The sequence below is a fragment of the Methylobacterium sp. GXS13 genome (assembly GCF_001455965.1).
In the GTDB taxonomy this organism is placed as follows: Bacteria; Pseudomonadota; Alphaproteobacteria; order Rhizobiales; family Beijerinckiaceae; genus Methylobacterium.
Genome location: NZ_LKKO01000001.1, coordinates 233,825 through 251,930, shown reverse-complemented (window position 1 = coordinate 251,930; position 18,106 = coordinate 233,825). Strand labels below are relative to the sequence as shown.

The 18,106-nt window shown below is 70.5% G+C and carries 21 protein-coding genes; 19 read left to right on the top strand and 2 right to left on the bottom strand.

Going from position 1 to position 18,106, the window contains the following annotated elements; translation table 11 throughout:
* Window positions 1-108: 108 nt before the first annotated feature.
* From AO398_RS01320 to AO398_RS01250, 15 genes are all read left to right on the top strand, one after another.
* Window positions 109-477 carry a hypothetical protein gene (locus AO398_RS01320; RefSeq protein WP_058190191.1) on the top strand — a complete coding sequence of 123 codons (369 nt, stop codon included), beginning with the start codon at window positions 109-111 and terminating at the stop codon, window positions 475-477.
* 177 nt (window positions 478-654) lie between these two features.
* A complete protein-coding gene (rplU, locus tag AO398_RS01315) occupies window positions 655-969 on the top strand; it encodes a 50S ribosomal protein L21 (RefSeq protein WP_007568206.1) in 315 nt (104 codons plus the stop codon).
* Between the two features lie 64 nt (window positions 970-1,033).
* The gene (gene rpmA, locus AO398_RS01310) at window positions 1,034-1,300 is read left to right on the top strand and encodes a 50S ribosomal protein L27 (RefSeq protein ID WP_058190190.1); all 267 of its coding nucleotides are present in this window, start codon (window positions 1,034-1,036) and stop codon (window positions 1,298-1,300) included.
* 185 nt (window positions 1,301-1,485) lie between these two features.
* Window positions 1,486-2,082 carry a GNAT family N-acetyltransferase gene (locus AO398_RS01305; protein WP_058190189.1) on the top strand — a complete coding sequence of 199 codons (597 nt, stop codon included), beginning with the start codon at window positions 1,486-1,488 and terminating at the stop codon, window positions 2,080-2,082.
* 187 nt (window positions 2,083-2,269) lie between these two features.
* On the top strand, window positions 2,270-3,304 hold the full coding sequence (obgE, locus tag AO398_RS01300) for a GTPase ObgE (protein WP_058190188.1): 1,035 nt from the start codon (window positions 2,270-2,272) through the stop codon (window positions 3,302-3,304).
* A 167-nt stretch (window positions 3,305-3,471) separates the two neighbouring features.
* A complete protein-coding gene (gene proB, locus AO398_RS01295; protein ID WP_058190187.1) occupies window positions 3,472-4,587 on the top strand; it encodes a glutamate 5-kinase in 1,116 nt (371 codons plus the stop codon).
* Between the two features lie 161 nt (window positions 4,588-4,748).
* A complete protein-coding gene (locus AO398_RS01290) occupies window positions 4,749-6,047 on the top strand; it encodes a glutamate-5-semialdehyde dehydrogenase (RefSeq protein WP_058190186.1) in 1,299 nt (432 codons plus the stop codon).
* Between the two features lie 19 nt (window positions 6,048-6,066).
* Window positions 6,067-6,669 (top strand): nicotinate-nucleotide adenylyltransferase, encoded by a 603-nt coding sequence (locus tag AO398_RS01285; protein ID WP_082643078.1) that lies wholly within the window; start codon window positions 6,067-6,069, stop codon window positions 6,667-6,669.
* 168 nt (window positions 6,670-6,837) lie between these two features.
* Window positions 6,838-7,188 carry a ribosome silencing factor gene (gene rsfS, locus AO398_RS01280; RefSeq protein ID WP_082643077.1) on the top strand — a complete coding sequence of 117 codons (351 nt, stop codon included), beginning with the start codon at window positions 6,838-6,840 and terminating at the stop codon, window positions 7,186-7,188.
* Between the two features lie 153 nt (window positions 7,189-7,341).
* On the top strand, window positions 7,342-7,836 hold the full coding sequence (gene rlmH, locus AO398_RS01275; RefSeq protein WP_058190185.1) for a 23S rRNA (pseudouridine(1915)-N(3))-methyltransferase RlmH: 495 nt from the start codon (window positions 7,342-7,344) through the stop codon (window positions 7,834-7,836).
* Window positions 7,837-7,899: 63 nt separating this feature from the next.
* Window positions 7,900-9,207 (top strand): peptidoglycan DD-metalloendopeptidase family protein, encoded by a 1,308-nt coding sequence (locus tag AO398_RS01270; protein WP_243956068.1) that lies wholly within the window; start codon window positions 7,900-7,902, stop codon window positions 9,205-9,207.
* On the top strand, window positions 9,207-10,547 hold the full coding sequence (locus AO398_RS01265; protein ID WP_058190183.1) for a S41 family peptidase: 1,341 nt from the start codon (window positions 9,207-9,209) through the stop codon (window positions 10,545-10,547). Before AO398_RS01270 ends, AO398_RS01265 begins: the two co-directional genes overlap by 1 nt.
* 174 nt (window positions 10,548-10,721) lie before the next feature.
* A complete protein-coding gene (locus AO398_RS01260) occupies window positions 10,722-11,954 on the top strand; it encodes a divergent polysaccharide deacetylase family protein (RefSeq protein ID WP_058190570.1) in 1,233 nt (410 codons plus the stop codon).
* Between the two features lie 71 nt (window positions 11,955-12,025).
* Entirely contained in the window at window positions 12,026-12,598 is a 573-nt protein-coding gene (locus AO398_RS01255) for an RNA pyrophosphohydrolase (RefSeq protein ID WP_058190182.1), read from the top strand.
* A 21-nt stretch (window positions 12,599-12,619) separates the two neighbouring features.
* Window positions 12,620-13,252: a DUF2939 domain-containing protein gene (locus AO398_RS01250; protein WP_243956078.1), complete on the top strand. Its 633-nt coding sequence runs from the start codon at window positions 12,620-12,622 to the stop codon at window positions 13,250-13,252.
* 157 nt (window positions 13,253-13,409) lie between these two features.
* Here the strand turns inward: AO398_RS01250 and AO398_RS01245 are convergent, their stop codons facing one another.
* Window positions 13,410-13,808, bottom strand: a complete 399-nt coding sequence (locus AO398_RS01245; RefSeq protein ID WP_058190181.1) for a hypothetical protein — start codon at window positions 13,806-13,808, stop codon at window positions 13,410-13,412.
* A gap of 24 nt (window positions 13,809-13,832) precedes the next feature.
* Window positions 13,833-14,267, bottom strand: a complete 435-nt coding sequence (locus AO398_RS01240) for a response regulator (protein ID WP_058190180.1) — start codon at window positions 14,265-14,267, stop codon at window positions 13,833-13,835.
* Between the two features lie 207 nt (window positions 14,268-14,474).
* Here AO398_RS01240 and AO398_RS01235 point away from each other — a divergent pair, with 207 nt between their 5' ends.
* The 4 genes from AO398_RS01235 (at window position 14,475) to AO398_RS01220 (ending at window position 18,100) form a co-directional block, all read left to right on the top strand.
* On the top strand, window positions 14,475-15,149 hold the full coding sequence (locus AO398_RS01235; protein ID WP_058190568.1) for a YoaK family protein: 675 nt from the start codon (window positions 14,475-14,477) through the stop codon (window positions 15,147-15,149).
* Window positions 15,146-16,159, top strand: a complete 1,014-nt coding sequence (locus tag AO398_RS01230) for a hypothetical protein (protein ID WP_058190179.1) — start codon at window positions 15,146-15,148, stop codon at window positions 16,157-16,159. Before AO398_RS01235 ends, AO398_RS01230 begins: the two co-directional genes overlap by 4 nt.
* Window positions 16,160-16,227: 68 nt before the next feature.
* On the top strand, window positions 16,228-16,752 hold the full coding sequence (locus AO398_RS01225; RefSeq protein ID WP_058190178.1) for a DUF2937 family protein: 525 nt from the start codon (window positions 16,228-16,230) through the stop codon (window positions 16,750-16,752).
* Window positions 16,753-16,867: 115 nt separating this feature from the next.
* Window positions 16,868-18,100, top strand: a complete 1,233-nt coding sequence (locus AO398_RS01220; protein WP_058190177.1) for a hypothetical protein — start codon at window positions 16,868-16,870, stop codon at window positions 18,098-18,100.
* Window positions 18,101-18,106: the final 6 nt, after the last annotated feature.

Here is an 18,106-nt window from a genome sequence, read left to right as displayed (position 1 = left end):
GCCAGCCGGTATAGGCAGCGCGGGCCGTGCCCGCGCTCCGGACTGGTCATCCGATCTGGCTGGACCTGTGGCGGGTGGCGCGCCAATCGTAGCCATGGAGGTTGAGCGTTGCGCGGTGCTTGGCTGATCTGGGTTCTGGTGCTGGCGGGTCCGGCCTCCGCGCAAACGCCCGCGCCGCCCGCACCCTCCCCGCTCGACAATTATGCCGAGGCGGCGGCGACCACCATCATCGCCGAGCAGGCCTGTCCAGGCGTTCAGGTGAAGGCCGGGCAGCTGACGACCCTGCGTCTCGCCACCAAGGTCGCGGCAGCGCAGGAATCCGTTCTGCAGGAGAAACTGCGGACACGGGCCACGGAGGTCCGCCAGCAGCTCGCCTCCGACGGGCGGGCGGCGTGGTGCGCGCAGGCGCTCGCCGCGTTCGGCCCCCAGGGCAGCGTCGCCAAGGGTATTCTCGCCACCGGCGCGCCGATCCGCTGACCCTGTTCAGGATTGACACGAAGCCACCCCGCCCCTACTGAGCCAGCCTGGCGCGCGGCCTCCTCGACGAGGTCCGCGCGTTTCGCGTTGTCCGGGTCCGCCCGTGCAATGACTTCAAACAAGAAGCCGGTCCAGGGGCAGCCGCCCCGGAGGCCGTTCGAGAACACGAGAGCAACGATGTTCGCAGTCATCAAGACGGGCGGCAAGCAGTACCGCGTCGCCGCCAACGACACCATCACCATCGCCACCCTGCCGGGCGAGGCCGGTGAAACCGTGACCTTCGGTGAGGTCCTCCTGTTCGCCGACGGTGCGGGCGCGACGCAGGTCGGTGCGCCGACCCTGTCGGGCATCAGCGTCACGGGCGAGATCGTGAGCCACGGCCGCGACAAGAAGGTGATCGCCTTCAAGAAGCGCCGCCGCCAGAACTCGCGCCGCAAGCGCGGTCACCGCCAGCACCACACCGTGGTGCGCATCACCGGCATCTCCGCGTGATCGAGCGCGGGCCCCAGGCGAGGCCCGCGATCCGCGCGACCCACACGCATTCGGAGCAGATCCCATGGCACACAAGAAAGCAGGCGGCTCGTCCCGCAACGGCCGCGATTCGGAAGGCCGGCGCCTCGGCGTGAAGAAGTTCGGCTCGGAAGCCGTGATTCCGGGCAACATCATCGTGCGCCAGCGCGGCACCAAATGGCATCCCGGCAGCAATGTCGGCATGGGCAAGGACCATACGCTGTTCGCGCTGGTACCGGGCCATGTCCGCTTCGAGACGCGCCGCGGGCGCGCTTTCGTGGCCGTAACCCCGCTGGCCCTGGCCGCGGAATAACAGGCGGGCGCCCGAGCGGCGAAGCTGGCGTCCCGCCCGGTGTCCCACACCGGACCGGAGACGTCGATGCCGAGCCCCTGACGGGACGGATCGGACGGAACACCGGGGAGGATGGGGCACCATCCTCCCCTTCGTCGTCTTGAGGCGGTGCCCCGGAGCCGGGAACGCCGCCCTGCGAGGGCACGATGTTCCCCGATCTCACCCGCGACGACGTCTTCCGGATCGAGACGCGCCGGCTTTGGCTGCGCTGGCCGACGGCGAAGGACAAGGACGCGATCCTCAAGCTGGCGGGGGACCGCTCCGTTGCCGAGATGCTGGCCGGGGTTCCCCACCCGCTGCCACCCGCCGTGGTGGAGACCTTCGTCCTGCAGGCCAGGGCCGAGAACACAGCTGGCGCCGCCCTGACGCTGGCTCTGGCACGGCGCTCGGCCCCGGCGAGCTTGATCGGCGTGATCAGCATTCATCCCGGAACCACCGCCACGCCGGAACTCGGATACTGGCTTGGCCAGCCTCATTGGGGCGCAGGCCTGATGCGTGAGGCCGTGCACGCCCTGTGCGATGCCTTCTTCGCCTATGCAGGCGGGACGGACCTTACGTCCTCGGCGCGGACCGTGAACACGGCCTCCCGACGCGTGCTGGAGGCTTGCGGTTTCGCGCAGACCGGCACCGCCACGAAGCCATTCCCGGCCCGGGGCGGCGACCTGTCCGTGGACCTGTTCCACTTGGATCGGGCGCAGTGGCAGGCGAGCGCCGCTGTGACGGCATTGACGGAAGCCGCCTGAGCAGGCGGCTTCAAGGTCGGCGAAGGCCGGTACTCGCCGACTGAACGACGGTGCGGGTCGCGGATCCGCATCCGAGCGCGTCGTCCCGGAGGGCTTCGGACTTTCGGCAAAAGACGATGCCACCTAGATACTTAGAGCACCGATTCGGATCCGGCATTCGGGACGATGCTCGAAAAGGGATAAAGCCGTGAAATTCCTCGACGAAGCCAAAGTCTATGTCCGCTCCGGTGATGGCGGTCCCGGCTGCGTCGCCTTCCGGCGCGAGAAATTCATCGAGTTCGGCGGTCCGAACGGTGGCGATGGTGGCCGCGGCGGCGATGTCTGGGTGGAATGCGTCGAGGGCCTCAACACCCTGATCGACTATCGCTACCAGCAGCATTTCAAGGCCAAGAAGGGCGAGCACGGCATGGGCTCGAACTGCCACGGCGCCAACGGATCCGACGTGGTGCTGAAGGTGCCGGCCGGCACGCAGATCTTCGCCGAGGATGGCGAGATCCTGATCGCCGACCTCACCGAGGTCGGCCAGAAGATCCGGCTGGCCAAGGGTGGCAATGGCGGCTTCGGCAACGCCTACTTCACCACCTCCACCAACCGCGCTCCGAAACACGCCAATCCGGGCCTGGAAGGCCAGGAGATGTGGATCTGGCTGCGCCTCAAGCTGATCGCCGATGCCGGCCTTGTCGGCCTGCCGAATGCCGGCAAATCGACTTTTCTGGCGAGCGTCACGGCGGCCAAGCCCAAGATCGCTGACTACCCGTTCACGACCCTGCATCCGGGCCTGGGCGTGGTCCGCTCGGATAACCGCGAATTCGTGCTCGCCGACATTCCCGGCCTGATCGAGGGCGCCCACGAGGGCGTCGGTCTGGGCGACAAGTTCCTGGCCCATGTCGAGCGCTGCCGGGTGTTGCTCCACCTCGTCGACGGCACCACCGAGCATGCCGGCAAGACCTATAAGCTGGTCCGCGGCGAGATCGAGGCCTACGGCAACGGGCTCGCCGACAAGCCCGAGATCGTTGCGCTCTCCAAGGCCGATGCGTTGGATGCCGAGACCTTGAAGAGCCAGGTCGCCAAGCTGAAGCGCGCCGCCGGCCGGGCGCCGCTGGTCCTGTCCTCGGCGAGCCGCAAGGGTGTCCCGGAGGCGCTGCGTGCGATCCAGATCGAGATCGACGCCAGCGCCGCGGCAGACGCGGAGGCGCAGCCGGCGGTGGCTTGGCAGCCGTGAGTCACGGGGCGACGACCCGGCACTAGTCTGGCGGCGGCGCGCGGTCGGCGGGCCGGACGAGACGTCGGCCAGCCGATTTCCGCGCGGGATTGCGCTTCGTCCAAACGCTGTTCATTCGCGCGGACTTCGTCCAAACCGCACCGCGTCACCTGTCTCGGCGAAGAATTATGATCCCGGCCCTCGAAGAATTTCGCCGCGTCGTCATCAAGGTCGGATCGGCCTTGCTGGTCGATCGCAATGCCGGCCGGCTGCGCCATGCCTGGTTGGCGGCTCTGGCCGAGGACATCGCTGAGTTGCATAGCCGGGGCGTCGACGTGCTGGTCGTGTCCTCGGGCAGCATCGCGCTGGGTCGGACGGTACTCGGCCTGCCACCCGGGATCCTGCGGCTGGAGGAGAGCCAGGGCGCGGCCTCGGTCGGCCAGATCACCCTGGCGCGGCACTGGGCGGAGGCGCTCGGGCATCACGGCATCGTGGCGGGGCAGATCCTGGTGACCCCGCAGGACACCGAGGAGCGCCGCCGCTACCTCAACGCTCGGGCCACCGTGCTGAAGCTCCTGGAGATGCGCGCCGTCCCGGTGGTCAACGAGAACGATACGGTGGCGACCTCGGAGATTCGCTACGGCGACAACGACCGGCTCGCCGCCCGGGTCGCCACGATGATCGACGCCGACGTGCTGGTGCTGTTCTCGGATATCGACGGGCTCTACACCGCGCCGCCCCAATCCGACCCGGAGGCGCGCCACCTGCCGGTGGTGGAGCGCATCACCCCGGAGATCGAGGCGATGGCCGGCGGGCCGGCCTCGGAGCTGTCCCGGGGCGGCATGCGCACGAAGGTGGAAGCCGCCAAGATCGCGGCTTCCGGGGGCACCCACCTCGTCATCGCGGACGGGCGGGGCAAGAACCCCCTGAAGGCGGTGCGCGAGGGCGCGCGCTGCACCTGGTTCCTGTCCGGCTCCACGCCCACCGCGGCGCGCAAGACCTGGATCGCCGGTTCCCTGGAGCCGCGGGGAACGCTGACCATCGATGCCGGAGCCGCCAAGGCCCTGCTGGGGGGGGCCAGCCTGTTGCCGGTGGGCGTCCGGGCGATCGAGGGCAGCTTCTCCCGGGGCGACGCCGTGATGATCCGCGATCCCGAGGGGCGGGTGCTCGGCCGCGGCCTCGTGGCCTACGACAACGCCGAGGCGGCGCTGATCATCGGTCATCCGAGCGCGCGCATCCCCGAACTGCTGAACTATCCCGGCCGCGCCTGGATGGTGCATCGGGATGATCTGGCATTGTTCTAGATCGGATTGACGCCGATCATTATAAATCCAGTCGTCGCTCACGCGATCTCTATCGCGATCGGCTGTCCAGCACTCTTGTAGGCCCATTGCCCGATGTGCAAATACGGCCTCACCCCCTGTCGGGCCGGCTTCTGCGGCCCTCGAACATCGAGGACGCCAGCGTGCCCGTCCTGAACCTGAGATCGGATCTCGCCGCGGCCGACACCTTGCCGGAGCAGATGGCAGCGATCGGCCGTCGGGCGCGTGTCGCGGCCCGGCGCATGGCGCTCGCCTCGGCCCAGACCAAGGACCAGGCGTTGCGGTTCATCGCCGAGCGCCTGCGGGCGAATGCCGAGGAGATCCTGCGCGAGAACGCCCGCGATGTCGCCGCCGCCCGCCAGGCCGGGCAGAGCGCCGCTCTGGTCGATCGGCTCGCCCTCGATGCCGGCCGGGTCGCGGCCATCGCGGATTCCGTCGACAAGGTCGGCTCCCTGGCCGATCCCGTCGGGCGCCAGCTTGCTGCGATCGAGCGGCCGAACGGTCTGCTGATCGAGCGGATCGCCGTGCCGCTCGGCGTGATCGGCGTCATCTTCGAGAGCCGGCCGAACGTCACTGCGGATGCTGGAGCACTCTGCCTGAAGGCCGGCAACGCCGCGATCCTGCGCGCCGGCTCGGACAGCCATCGCAGCGCCCTGGCCATCGCCAAGGCGATGAGCGAGGGCTTGGCCGAGGCGGGCCTGCCCGCCGACGCGATCCAGCTGGTGCCGACCCGGGACCGCGCCGCGGTCGGGCTGATGCTCGGCGGCCTCGACGGCTCCGTCGACGTGATCGTGCCCCGGGGCGGGCGCGGCCTCGTGGAGCGCGTCCAGGCCGAGGCAAGGGTGCCGGTCTTCGCCCATCTCGACGGCGTCAACCACGTCTACGTGGCCGCCGCAGCGGATCTCGACATGGCGCTGGCGGTGCTGCTCAACAGCAAGATGCGCCGGACCAGCGTCTGCGGCGCCGCCGAGACCCTGCTGGTCGACCGCGCCTGCGCGGCGACCCATCTCGCGCCCCTGATCCGCACCCTGCTCGATGTCGGCTGCGCCGTGCGCGGCAATGCCGAGGTCCAGGCGGTGGATCCCCGGGTGACGGCCGTCTCGGAGGATGACTGGCACACGGAATATCTCGATGCGATCATCGCGGCCCGGGTGGTCGACGGCATCGATGCTGCGATCGAGCATATCGAGACCTACAGCTCGCACCACACCGATGCGATCATCACGGCCGACCGCGCTGAAGCGACCCGCTTCCTGGCGGAGGTCGATTCGGCGATCGTCACCCACAACGCCTCGACCCAGTTCGCCGATGGCGGCGAGTTCGGATTCGGCGCTGAGATCGGCATCGCCACGGGCCGCATGCATGCCCGCGGCCCGGTGGGCGTCGAGCAGCTGACCACCTTCAAGTACCGGGTCCACGGCAGCGGTCAGATCCGCCCGTGATCCCACGCGAAGTCCCGGCGTGCGGCTGACCCTGCCGCCGAGCGCCCCCGGCATGCGGATCGGCCTCTACGGCGGATCCTTCAATCCCGCCCATCACGGCCACCGCCACGTCACCGTGACGGCGTTGCGCCGGCTCGGGCTCGACCGGGTGTGGTGGCTGGTGAGCCCCGGCAACCCGCTCAAGAGCCGGATCGCCCTCCCCTCCGTGGAGGCGCGCTGCGCGCAGGCCCGGGAGATCGCCCGGCACCCGCGCATCGCGGTGACCGGGATCGAGGCGGCGTTGGGCGTGCGCTTCACGGTCCAGACCCTGCGCTACCTGACCCGTCGCTGCCCCGGGGTGCAGTTCGTCTGGATCATGGGGGCGGACTCGCTCGGAAATTTCCACCGCTGGAAAGGATGTGCCGAGATTGCCACGCTGGTTCCGATCGCCATCATCGATCGGCCCGGCTTCACGATGACGCCGCTGAGCGCCCGGGCCGCGCAACGGCTCGCCGGAGCCCGGGTGCCCGAGGCAGCCGCGCACACCCTGCCGATGCGACGGCCGCCGGCCTGGGTCTTCCTCCATGGGCCTCGATCGCCCCTGTCCTCCACCGAGATTCGCAACGGCTGGCACCGCGCTTAAGCCCCTCCGCACGCGACGCAGTTGCAATCGCGGCCCGATACCGCCAATTTCATATCGGTTCGCTTGTCCGAAGAGGGCGGCGCGACATCACGAGGAATCAGGACGCTGCCCGAGACCATCCGCACGGAGACCATCCGCACCAATATCCCCGTTCCGGAAGAGCCCGGGATGGCCCGCTCGGACGACCTGAAGGCGCTCGCTCTCTCGTGCCTCGACGAGATGAAGGCCGAGGAGACGATCGCGATCGACCTCGCGGGCAAGACCTCCCTCGCCGACACGATGATCATCGCGTCCGGCCGGTCGCAGCGCCATGTCGGCTCGATCGCCGACAAATTCATCCAGGAGATGAAGAGCCGCGGCTACGGCAACGCCCGGGTCGAGGGCATGCCGGCCTGCGACTGGGTGCTGATCGATGCGGGCGACGTGCTCGTTCACATCTTCCGCCCGGAAGTGCGCGGCTTCTACAATCTCGAGAAGATGTGGGGCGCTGACCGCCCGGTCGGCCTGGCGGCGGATTAGCGGTCCGCTGACCCAAGCCGTCATTGCGAGCGTAGCGAAGCAACCCAGGGCAGCGCGCGATCCCAGGATGTATCGCCTCACTGGGTTGCTTCGCTGCGCTCGCAATGACGGTGAGGCAACATCCGACCCGACACAGCAAGAGACCCCGTCCCCGTGCGCCTCGTCCTGGCAGCCATCGGCCGGTTGAAGGCCGGCCCGGAGCGCGAGCTCGCGTCACGATACCGCGAACGGGCGGCGCAGCTCGGACGCGGCCTCGGCTTTCCAGCCTGCGACAGCGTGGAGATCGTCGAATCCCGCTCCCGTCGGGCGCCAGACCGCTGCGCCGAGGAGGCCAACGCCCTGCTCGCACATCTGCCGCCAGGCGGGGTGCTGGTGGCCTATGACGAACGTGGGCGCTCGGATATCGCCAGCGAGGCCCTGGCCGAACGCGTCGCCGGCTGGCGAGATGCCGGGCGGCCGGCCCTGATGGTGGCGATCGGCGGTCCTGACGGCCTCGATGCCTCAATTCGGACGAAGGCGGAGCTGATTCTGTCCTTCGGGGCCGCCACCCTGCCCCACGGACTCGTTCGCGTGCTCGCCCTGGAACAGATCTATCGCAGCCTGACCATCCTGGCCGGCCACCCGTATCACCGCGGCGAGCCGGGCTGAGGCATCGTGCGGTTCGACAGCCTCGCCCGTGCCGTCCGACAGCGTTCAACCCGATGGGCGCTTGTGCTGATTGCCCTGGCCTGCGCGGCCGGGCCGTCGCGGGCCGAGGACCCGGCTCCCAATACCGACGCGGAAAAAATCCAGCGCACCACCGAGGAGCGCGAGCGTCGGGCCGAAAACCTGAAGCGGGTTCAGGACGCGCTGGCCGCCAGCGCCGGCCAGCGGGCGCAGTTCGAGAGCGAGATCGCCGCCATCGGCTCGGACCGGGCCAAGCTCGACAGCGCGCTCCTCGATGCCGGACGTCAGGCGCAGGCCACCGAGGACCGGTTGAGCCGACTGGAGGAACGCCTGAAGGCGATGACCGAGAGCGAGGCCGCGATCCGGCGCTCGCTGCATGCCCGCCGGGGCATCGTCGCCGAGATCCTGGCGGCGCTCCAGCGGATGGGCCGTCGGCCGCCGCCGGCCGTGCTGGTCAGCCCGGAGGACGTGCTCGCGGTGATCCGCACCTCGATGCTGCTCGGCGCCGTGGTGCCCGAGCTGCGCGGCGAGGTCGACACCCTGGCGGCCGATCTCGCCGAGATGATCCGCCTGCGCGGCCTGATCGCCCAGGACAAGGAGGGGCTGGCCAACGACCTCGCCGGCTGGGCCCGCGAGCAGCAACGCCTCCAGGCCCTCGTCACCGCCCGTCGCGCCCGGCAGGCGGATGTCGAGAGCGGCCTGACCGCGGAGCGCAAGCGCGCCGCCGAGCTCGGCGCCCAGGCGAAATCCCTGAAGGACCTGCTCGACCGCACAGAGGCGGAGGTCGCAGCGTCCAAGCGGTCCGCCGAGGAGGCCAAGGCCGCGGCCGAGCGCGAGGCGCGGGTGACGCAGGAGCGTTTCGCCGCGGCGGGCTTCCGGGATCCCGCGCGCCTCGCACCCAAAGTGCATTTCGCGGAGGCGCGGGGCGAAGTGCCGCGGCCCGTGAGTGGGCGGCTGGCGCGGGGCTTCAACCAGCCCGATGGCAATGGCGGGACCACCCGCGGCGTCTCCTTCACCACCCGTCCGAAGGCGCTGGTGTCGTCGCCGGCCGACGGCTGGGTGCAGTTCGCCGGGCCGTTCCGGTCCTATGGGCGTCTCTTGATCATCAACGCCGGCGATGGCTACTATCTTCTGCTGGCGGGGATGGATCAGATTAGCGTAGAGGTCGGCCAGTTCGTTCTTGCGGGGGAACCCGTGGGCAGCATGGGCGAGGGTAGCGCGGGCCCGCCCGGGTCCGATGGCGAGCCGACCCTCTACGTCGAGTTCAAGAAGGATGGCGGCTCCGTCGATCCGGAGCCGTGGTGGGCGAAGAGCCCCAGTGACAAGATACTTGGCGAGAAGGTTCGCGGCTGATGCGCAAGACATCCCTGATCATGCTCGGCGCCTTCCTGGGTGCCGGCACCTCCATGGTGGCGACCCAGACCGACTTCCTGTCGGGACCGCGGGCGGTCGCCGCTTCGGCTGAGACCTACCGCCAGCTCAGCCTGTTCGGCGACGTCTTCGAGAAGGTCCGCACCGACTACGTCGAGAAGCCGGACGAGTCGAAGATGATCGAGGCGGCCGTCAACGGCATGCTGACCTCGCTCGACCCGCATTCGAGCTACATGGACGCCAAGGCGTTCCGTGACATGCAGACCACCACCCGCGGCGAGTTCGGCGGGCTGGGCATCGAGGTCACCATGGAGGACGGCCTGATCAAGGTCGTCACCCCGATCGACGACACCCCGGCCGCCAAGGCGGGCCTGCTCGCCAACGACATCATCACGCAGATCGACGACGATCAGGTCCAGGGCCTGACCCTGAACCAGGCGGTCGACAAGATGCGCGGCCCGGTGAACTCGGCCGTGAAGCTCAAGATCTCCCGCAAGGAGTCGAAGGACCCGATCGACGTCACGCTCACCCGCGACGTGATCAAGATCAAGCCGGTGCGCTCGAAGGTCGAGGGCGGCGACGTCGCCTATATCCGCCTGACCCAGTTCAACGAGCAGACCTTCGACGGCATGCGGGCGGCGATCGAGAAGCTCTCGGGCGAGATCGGCGCCGACAAGCTCAAGGGCTACGTGGTCGACCTGCGCAACAACCCGGGCGGCCTGCTCGACCAGGCCGTGATGGTCTCGGACGGCTTTCTCGACCGCGGCGAGATCGTCTCCACCCGCGGCCGCAACCCGGACGAGACCCAGCGGTTCTCGGCCAAGGCCGGCGACCTGACCAAGGGCAAGCCGGTGGTCGTGCTGGTCAACGGCGGCTCGGCCTCGGCCTCGGAGATCGTGGCCGGCGCCCTGCAGGATCACAAGCGCGCGACGATCATGGGCACGCGCTCCTTCGGCAAGGGCTCCGTCCAGTCGATCATCCCGCTCGGCGGCTCGGGCGCCCTGCGGCTGACCACGGCGCGCTACTACACGCCGTCGGGCCGCTCGATCCAGGCGAAGGGTATCGAGCCAGATATCGAGGTGCTGCAGGACGTGCCCGACGAGCTGAAGGGCAAGGACGAGACCAAGGGTGAGGCCGGCCTCAAGGGTCACCTGAAGCAGAAGGATACCGACGAGCGCGGCGGCTCCTCCGCCTACATCCCGCCGGACCCGGCCAAGGACAAGCAGCTCCTGTCGGCGATCGACTTCCTGCACGGCATCCAGAAGGGCGCCGCCAACGGCACCCCGGCCCCGCAGCAGCAGAAGCCCAGCCTGCCGAACTGAGTTCGTCATCCACGACCCGCGTCCCAGAAAAACCCCGTCCGGCAGCCTGCCGGGCGGGGTTTTTCATGGCCGATCGAGCCGTTAGCGGAAGATTAACCATACCGGCCGGCAATGATCGCTGGGATTCGCGCCGCTGCTATCGGGCGTGAGACGCGCATCCGCATCGAGTGCCGCTTGACCGAACCCACCGACGATATCCTCACGCGCCCCCTGGGGGTGCCGGAGGCACAAGCGCCGGAGCGGCCCCTCAGCCGGTTCGCGCGCCTCGTCGCGCCCTTACGCCGGCCCAAGGTGGCGGCGGGAGCGATCGCGGGTGGATTGCTCGCGGCCTGCGGGCTGGTGCTCGCGCTGGGCGATCCCCAGGGCGGCGAGCCGCGCGTGGAGGTCGCGATCACGATGCGCGAGCCTCGGGCTCGTCCGGCCCCCGCCCCGGTGGCGGCACCCGAGCCGCAGGGCGCGGTGGTCGTCAACGCGGGGGGGGCGCAGCAGCGCAGCGCCGAGGAGATCGAGACCGCGTCCGGGGTCACGGTGGTGCGTCCGCCGGGCTCGGGTCCGAGCGAGGCCGTGGTGATCCGCGTGCCGCCGGCCAGCGCGCCCTGCCTCGCCGCCGCGCCGGACCCGCGGATCAGCGAGCAGGGCCGTCACGGCTTGATGCCGAAGCTCGGCGACGGCCGTATCCGCGCCCTCGACGTCTATGCCCGGGCCGGGGAGCCCGGCACCGGCCCCCGGATTGCGATCCTGGTGACCGGCCTCGGCGTCGGCCAAGCGGCCACCGCCGGCGCGACCGTGCGCCTGCCTGCCGCGGTCAGCCTCGCCTTCCTGCCCTACGGCGCCGAGGCGGAGCGCGCGGCTGCCCGTGCCCGCGACGCCGGCCACGAGATCTTCCTCCAGCTGCCGATGGAGCCGTTCGACTATCCCGACAGCGATCCGGGTCCGCAGACGCTGCTCACCGCCCTGAAGGGCCTGGAGAATGCCGACCGCCTCGCCTGGGCGCTCGCCCGCTTCCCCGGCTATGTCGGCGTGGCGAACTTCATGGGCGCCAAGATGATGGCCGACCCGGCCTTCGAGCCGATCCTGCGCGAGATCGGCACCCGCGGCCTCGGCTTCCTCGACGACGGCACCGGGCCGAAGCCGGCGCCCGCCAACAAGGGCCGCACGCCCGTCGCCCGGGCGGAACTCGTCCTCGACGCGGTACCCCGCGCCGACGCCATCGACGCGGCGCTCAGCCAAGCCGAGGCCCGCGCCCGCGCCACCGGATTCGCCCTCGTCTCGGCCAGCGGCGCGGCCCTCAGCGTCGACCGGATCGCCCGCTGGGCCCGGGACCTCGACACCCGGGGCATCCGCCTGGTCTCGGCGAGCGTCGCCCTGCGCGGCGCCGTGGAGAAGCGGGTCAGCACCGCCAATTGACCCGGCGCCGCGCGGCTTTCGGCGCCGGTGCCGTTGCCGCGCCACTTGCCCCTGACCTATGGTCGCCCGCGATGACCACAGATTCCGACTCGGGCACCGCGCTGCCTTACCGCCCCTGCGTGGGCGTCGCGCTGATCGCGCCCGCGGGCGGCGTCTTCGTCGGGCGCCGGACCAAGGATGCCGGGCCTGAGCATGTCGCCGGCCCGTATATGTGGCAGATGCCGCAGGGCGGCATCGATCCGGGGGAGGATCCCGAGGCGGCCGCACGGCGAGAGCTCTACGAGGAGACCAACGTGCCGCCCGACGCGATCCGCCTGCTCGGCGAGATCCCGGACTGGCTCACCTACGACCTGCCCCCGGCGGTGATGAAGCAGGCCTGGAAGGGCCGCTATCGCGGCCAGACCCAGAAGTGGTTCGCCTACGGCTTCCTCGGCAGCGAGGACCTGATCGACGTGCTGACCCCCGGCGGCGGGGCCCACAAGGCCGAGTTCGATGCCTGGCGCTGGGCGCGGCTCTCCGAGTTGCCGGACCTGATCGTGCCGTTCAAGCGCCCGGTCTACGAGGGCGTCGTCGCGGCCTTCGCGGGCCTCGAGACCTGGGCGGCCCAAGCTCCGGCGGCCCAAGCCCCGGCGGCTCAGCCGTGACGGCGCGGGCGGGGTCGTAGGGTGGTGCGCTGGCTCGCGGTCCCGCTGGGCCTCGCCGTGGCGTGGCTCGCCTTCACGGTGAGCCCACTCTGGTCGCTCTACGATCTCTCGCAGGCCGTGCGCCGGCACGACGTGGCCTATATCGAGACCCACGTGAACTTCCGGACGCTCCGGCTGTCCCTTGTCCGCCAGATCACCGCAGCGGTGCGCGCCGCCTCCGACACGGATCTGGAGCTCGAGCCCCGAGACCGGCAGCGCCTCAACGACGTCGCCTACGGCCTCGCTTTGGCGCTGGCCGAGACCCTGGTGACGCCCGAGACGGTCATGGACCTGCTGGACAACGGCTGGCCCGACAAGCTCGACATCGAGCGCCCCGCCGATCTCAAGCCGGAGGGCCTGGCGATCCGCAGCGCCGGGAGGCTCCTGCCCTATTACACGTCCCTGGAGATGCGCGGCTTTCGGGCCGTGGTGATCCCGATACCGCCCGAGGCGCCCCGGGCGGAGCGCACCCGCATCCGCCTCCGACTGCGCGGCTTCAGCTGGCGGCTGGTGGATATCGAGATGGCGGATATCCTGCGCACCCAGATCGCCGCCAAGCTCGGCCGGGCGCTGGCCCGGGCCAAGCTCGGAGCGAGCGCCGGCGAGGAGCGGTAGCAGCGCTCGCCTCCCCCCTTTGCGGGGCGGTTGCCCCCCAGACAGGCGGGGAGCGACGGTGCAAAGCAGGGCTCCGGCGCGCACACCGACTCGGCCGGGCGAGGAAGCCGAGTTCCCGTCTCTGGCTCCGGCCTGACGGCCGACCCATCCTCGCGCCTCAATTCGCCTTCGGAGCGGGCGCCTTGGCGGCGGGGGCCTTCTCGTCCGCCGGCACCTTGGCCTTCGGCTCACGAGCTTCCACGAGGCTTTCCGCCTCGTCCTCGTCGGTGTTGCCGCCCTGCACGATCGTCTTGTCGGGGTTGGCGAGCAACGACTTGGCGATGCCAAGCAGCACCTCGCACTCGCCGGGGAACTTGTAGGTCTCCAGCACGATCGCCGCGTCGCGCAGCGTGCGCAGATCGCGCACCGTCTGGGCGTTGGCGTCCTCGCGCAGTTCCTTCTTGGCGGCGATCCCCTCCTCGATCTGGGCGCCCTTCACGTCGCACGCAGCCCGGGCCGGCAGGGCGGCGGCGGCGAGGGCGAGGGTGAGACCGGTGGCGATAAGGGGGCGCCGCATGGCGGGATTCCTCAGGGGTTCAAGTCAGGCGTGATGGTGACGGTGCGCGGCGCGCAGGATGTCGTTCGTAAGCGCCACGAGCTGGCTGGGGCGGTAGGGCTTCGGAACGAACACCGATTCGGAGACGGCGTCGGCGGCCGACAGGCAGCCGCGGCCCCCGGACGTGTAGATCACCGGCAGGTCCGGGCAGACGCTGCGGGCGCTGCGGGCCAGGGCCAGGCCGTTCGTGTTGCGGGCGAGGTCGATATCGGTGAAGAGCATGTCCACGCTCTCCCGCGCCAGGATCGCCTCGGCCTCCCAGGCATCTGCGGCGGTGAGCACCCGATAACCCTCTTCGAGAAGCGCCTCGGCGGCCAGCTCGCAGACGGTCGGCTCATCCTCGACCACCAGGATGGTCGCGACGGCCGAATCCAGGGCGGGCATGGATGGGCAGGCGAAGGCGGCGGCGAACGGCATCATGACGCAACTCCCACTCACCCGGCGGGGGCGCGGTAGCCCCGTGCCGGATCGAAGGAGCAACGGGCCCCTGCGCTCCGGCGTTCGCCGTGATTGCATCGAATTGCTCGGACTTGGTGCACGGCCCGTTAACCCCGCCCCGGTGCAGGTGAACGGAGCGTCGGAAATGGTTAACGACGCGTTACCGGGATGCCGTGGGAGGGCCGATCCGTGAACCGTGCCTGGCAGTTGGGCACCGGCCTGCTCCTGACGGGGCTCGCCGGATACGTCGATGCGCTGGGCTTTGTGCGGCTCGGCGGGCTCTACACCTCGTTCATGAGCGGCAACACCACCCAACTCGCTGTGTTCGGGGCGGAGGCCCAGCTGCACCGGATGCTGCTGCCGGCGATCCTGATCGCGGCCTTCCTGACTGGCTCGGTTCTGGGCAGCGGGCTGGCGATCCTCGTGCCGGCACGGTGGACCACACCGGTTGTGCTCGCCTACGAATCACTCTTGATCCTGGGCGGCCTCGCGCTCGGTCTCGCTTCCCCGGAGCTGGGGCTCGCCGCCTTCTTCGTCGCCGTCGCCATGGGAACGCAGAACGCCGTGCTCGCGCAGGTGCAGGGCTTTCGGGCCGGCACCACCTTCGTCACCGGCGCCCTGTTCAGCCTGGGCCAGAAGATCGCCAAGGCGCTCACCCGCACGGGCGAGCCGTTCGGTTGGATCGGCGACGGCCTGGTCTGGTTGTCCCTGCTGCTGGGCGCCTATCTGGGCGCCCTCGCCTACGAAGCGTTTGCCCTCTACGCCCTGATCGCGCCGGTGGCGGTCTCGGGGGTGCTCGCGCTCATTACTGCGTTCCTGGTCCTGCGCGCCGGCCAGCGGACCACGAAGGTCGAGTCCCCATGAGCGATTTCGTCAGCCATCCGTCCCTCACCGACCACGTCGTCCCGCTGGAGGCGGGCGCCCACGTGGTCGCCGCGCATTTCCTCAAGGATGCGCCGGCCCTGGCGCTCGGCGACGGGACGGTCGCTCTGATGCGGGGCGACGATCTCACCCGCCTTGCGGCCCATCCCGACAGCGGGATCCTGGTGGCGGCCGGAAGCCAGGACCGCCTGGTCACCGGCGGCGACGACGGCCGCGTGGTCGAGATCCGGGCCGGCGGCACCACCCAGGAGCTCGGCATGGCCAAGGGCGGCGCCTGGATCGACGCCCTGGCGCTGCACCCGGACGGGGCGGTGGCCTGGTCGGCGGGGCGTGCGGTCACCGCGCGGGATGCCAAGGGCCGGGAGAAAAGCTTCACCGCCCCGTCCACGGCCCGCGGCCTGGTCTTCGCCCCGAAGGGCTACCGGATCGGCGTCTCGCACTACAACGGCGTCAGCCTCTGGTACCCGAATCTCGAGACCCCCGCCGAGGTCGTGAGCTGGAAGGGCTCGCATATCGACGTCACGTGGTCGCCCGACGGCCGCTTCGTCGTCTCGACCATGCAGGAGAACGCCCTGCACGGCTGGCGCCTGCAGCCGGATCGCGGCCACATGCGGATGTCGGGCTATCCGGGCAAGGTCCGGTCGGTGTCCTGGTCGTCCGACGGAAACTGGCTTGCCACCGGCGGCGCCGAGGCGGCGATCGTCTGGCCGTTCGACTCCAAGGAGGGACCCACCGGCAAGGCGCCCCGGGAATGCGGCGTCCGGCCCGCCCGGGTCTCGCGGGTGGCGTTCCACCCCAAGGCGCCGGTCCTCGCAGTGGGCTACGAGGATGGCTGTATCCTGCTGGTGCGCTTCTCCGATGCCTCCGAGCTGCTCGTGCGGCATGCCGTCCAGGGGAGCGGGATCACGGCCCTCGCGTGGGACGCGCGCGGCAACCGGATGCTGTTCGGCTGTGCCGACGGCCAGGCCGGTCTGCTGACCCTGCCGGCCTGATTCGCGTTGTCTTTGGCCGGAGCCCTTCGTTCGGGGCTACGGCCCGTCTTCGAACCGGAGGGTCTGACGTGTTCCGCGTGTTCCGCACTCTCGGCCTCGCTCTCGGCCTGCTCGGCGGCGTGATCGCCGCGCAGGCGCCCGAATTCGCGCAGCAATATGCGCAGCGCCTGGGCGGCGCAGTGGACGAGCTGCGCCGGCAGGTGGCGGTGCTGGAATCGGACGCGCAGGCGACGGGCACAACCCGCGAGGGCGCGGTCGACCGGCTGCGCACCAATCCCGACCAGCTCGTCGCCCGGCGCGGCGAGGCCGCCCAGGCCGATATCACCCGGCTCGCCCGCCTGAGTTCGCAGCAGCAGGTGCTCGCCTCGGCGACCAGCCCGCTCGGCAAGGTGGTGGCGATGCTGCGCGACCCCGACGTGCCGGTGGCACAGGCCGCATACCAGGATTTCAGCCCCGCGGTCCCGACCAATGCCGACGGACTCGCCGCGGGCTTGATCGGATTCCTGGCCGCCTGGGGCGGCTGGCGCGTGCTGTCGGATATCGGCTTGCGGCTGATCCGCAGACGCCCGCGGACGACGACCCGCACGGCCTGAACCGCCGCCGGCCCGGCGCGCGGACCCGGGAGTGTTGCTCTGGGTCTACAGCGGCTTGCGCAGGGCTTGCGTATCGAGCGTGATCCGGCCGCCTCGGTCCGGGAGAAGGCGCAAGATGCCCCGCGCGTCGAACCCCACCACGATCGATCCAGCGCTCGACGCCGCCGCCCTGCTGCGGCGCATCGGCTTCTTCGGCCTGTTCGTCATCCTGCCGGTGCTGGCGCAGGTCGCACGGCGCGCCACGGTGATCCTGGCGCCGATCGCCGTCGTGCTGCTGATCATCGCCAGCGCGATCGACCGGCGCCAGCGCCCGGTGCGCCCGGCCGTGTCCCGGCTGCTGACCGCCCCGGCCTTCCTGGCCGGCATGCTGGTGGTGCTGTGGTCGGTCCTGTCCCTGACCTGGACCCCGTTCCTCGGACCGGCGGTCGAGCGGCTGGCCAATCTGGCGGCGACGATCGGGCTGGCGCTGCTCGGCTATTTCGCCCTCCCCGACCGGATGCGCTCGGCCAACCTTTACCTGCTGCCGCTTGGGGTCGTGGCCGGCTCGATCGTGGCGATCGTGCTGGGGCTGTTCGGCGCCCACCTGGCGCCCCCCGGCATCGACGACGACGGTGCCCTCGACCGCGGCCTGATCCTCCTGATCCTGCTCGTCTGGCCGGCGCTCGCCTGGCTCCGGTCCCGGCGGCGCGACCGCGAGGCGCTCGGGCTCGCCCTGCTGGTCGCCCTGGCGCTCACGGTCCAGCCCGACGTCACGCAGATCGCCGCCCTGGCGGTGGGGGCGCTCGCCTTCGCGATCACGAGCTATCGGCCGAAGCTCGGCGTGATGCTGACCGCGACGATCTCGGCCGCCCTGCTGGCCGTGGCGCCGCTGCTGCCGTTCCTGGCGCGCCCGATCGGCGCCGCCCTGCTCGGGCCGCTCGCGCCCGCAGTGCTGTCGCTGAAGAGCTGGCAGAAGGTCGTGACCACCGATCCCGTGCGGCTCATCACCGGCCACGGCTTCGAGACGGCCCTGCGCGGGCGCCTCGTCGGCATGCTGCCGCTGAATGCGCCGACCACCGCCCTGTTCGAGTTCTGGTACGAGCTCGGCATCGTCGGCGCGCTGGCGGCCGCCTTCGCGCTCTACGCCTCGATCCGCCGGGGCGGCCGGGACATCCCGGCGCTGATCCCGGGGGCGATGGGGTGCTTCGCCGCCGCCTTCACGGTGGCCTGCCTGGGCGTCGGCCTGACGGCGATCTGGTGGCTGAGCATCATCGCCATCGTCATCGTGGTGTTCGTGGCGGTGGAGCGTGGCCAGTTCCGCACCAGCCGCCCGAAGGTGGCCAAGCTCCACCGGCTGCGCGAGGACTGATCCTCA

What these genes read in the sequence shown, in the direction of transcription:
- AO398_RS01240 (WP_058190180.1), bottom strand. Translation starts at nt 14,267, where the DNA reads ATGATGCCGTTCGCCGCCGCCTTCGCCTGCCCATCCATGCCCGCCCTG.
- AO398_RS01255 (WP_058190182.1), top strand. Translation starts at nt 12,026, where the DNA reads ATGACCACAGATTCCGACTCGGGCACCGCGCTGCCTTACCGCCCCTGC.
- rplU (WP_007568206.1), top strand. Translation starts at nt 655, where the DNA reads ATGTTCGCAGTCATCAAGACGGGCGGCAAGCAGTACCGCGTCGCCGCC.
- AO398_RS01305 (WP_058190189.1), top strand. Translation starts at nt 1,486, where the DNA reads ATGTTCCCCGATCTCACCCGCGACGACGTCTTCCGGATCGAGACGCGC.
- AO398_RS01220 (WP_058190177.1), top strand. Translation starts at nt 16,868, where the DNA reads ATGCCCCGCGCGTCGAACCCCACCACGATCGATCCAGCGCTCGACGCC.
- AO398_RS01245 (WP_058190181.1), bottom strand. Translation starts at nt 13,808, where the DNA reads ATGCGGCGCCCCCTTATCGCCACCGGTCTCACCCTCGCCCTCGCCGCC.
- rpmA (WP_058190190.1), top strand. Translation starts at nt 1,034, where the DNA reads ATGGCACACAAGAAAGCAGGCGGCTCGTCCCGCAACGGCCGCGATTCG.
- rsfS (WP_082643077.1), top strand. Translation starts at nt 6,838, where the DNA reads ATGGCCCGCTCGGACGACCTGAAGGCGCTCGCTCTCTCGTGCCTCGAC.
- AO398_RS01265 (WP_058190183.1), top strand. Translation starts at nt 9,207, where the DNA reads ATGCGCAAGACATCCCTGATCATGCTCGGCGCCTTCCTGGGTGCCGGC.
- proB (WP_058190187.1), top strand. Translation starts at nt 3,472, where the DNA reads ATGATCCCGGCCCTCGAAGAATTTCGCCGCGTCGTCATCAAGGTCGGA.
- AO398_RS01230 (WP_058190179.1), top strand. Translation starts at nt 15,146, where the DNA reads ATGAGCGATTTCGTCAGCCATCCGTCCCTCACCGACCACGTCGTCCCG.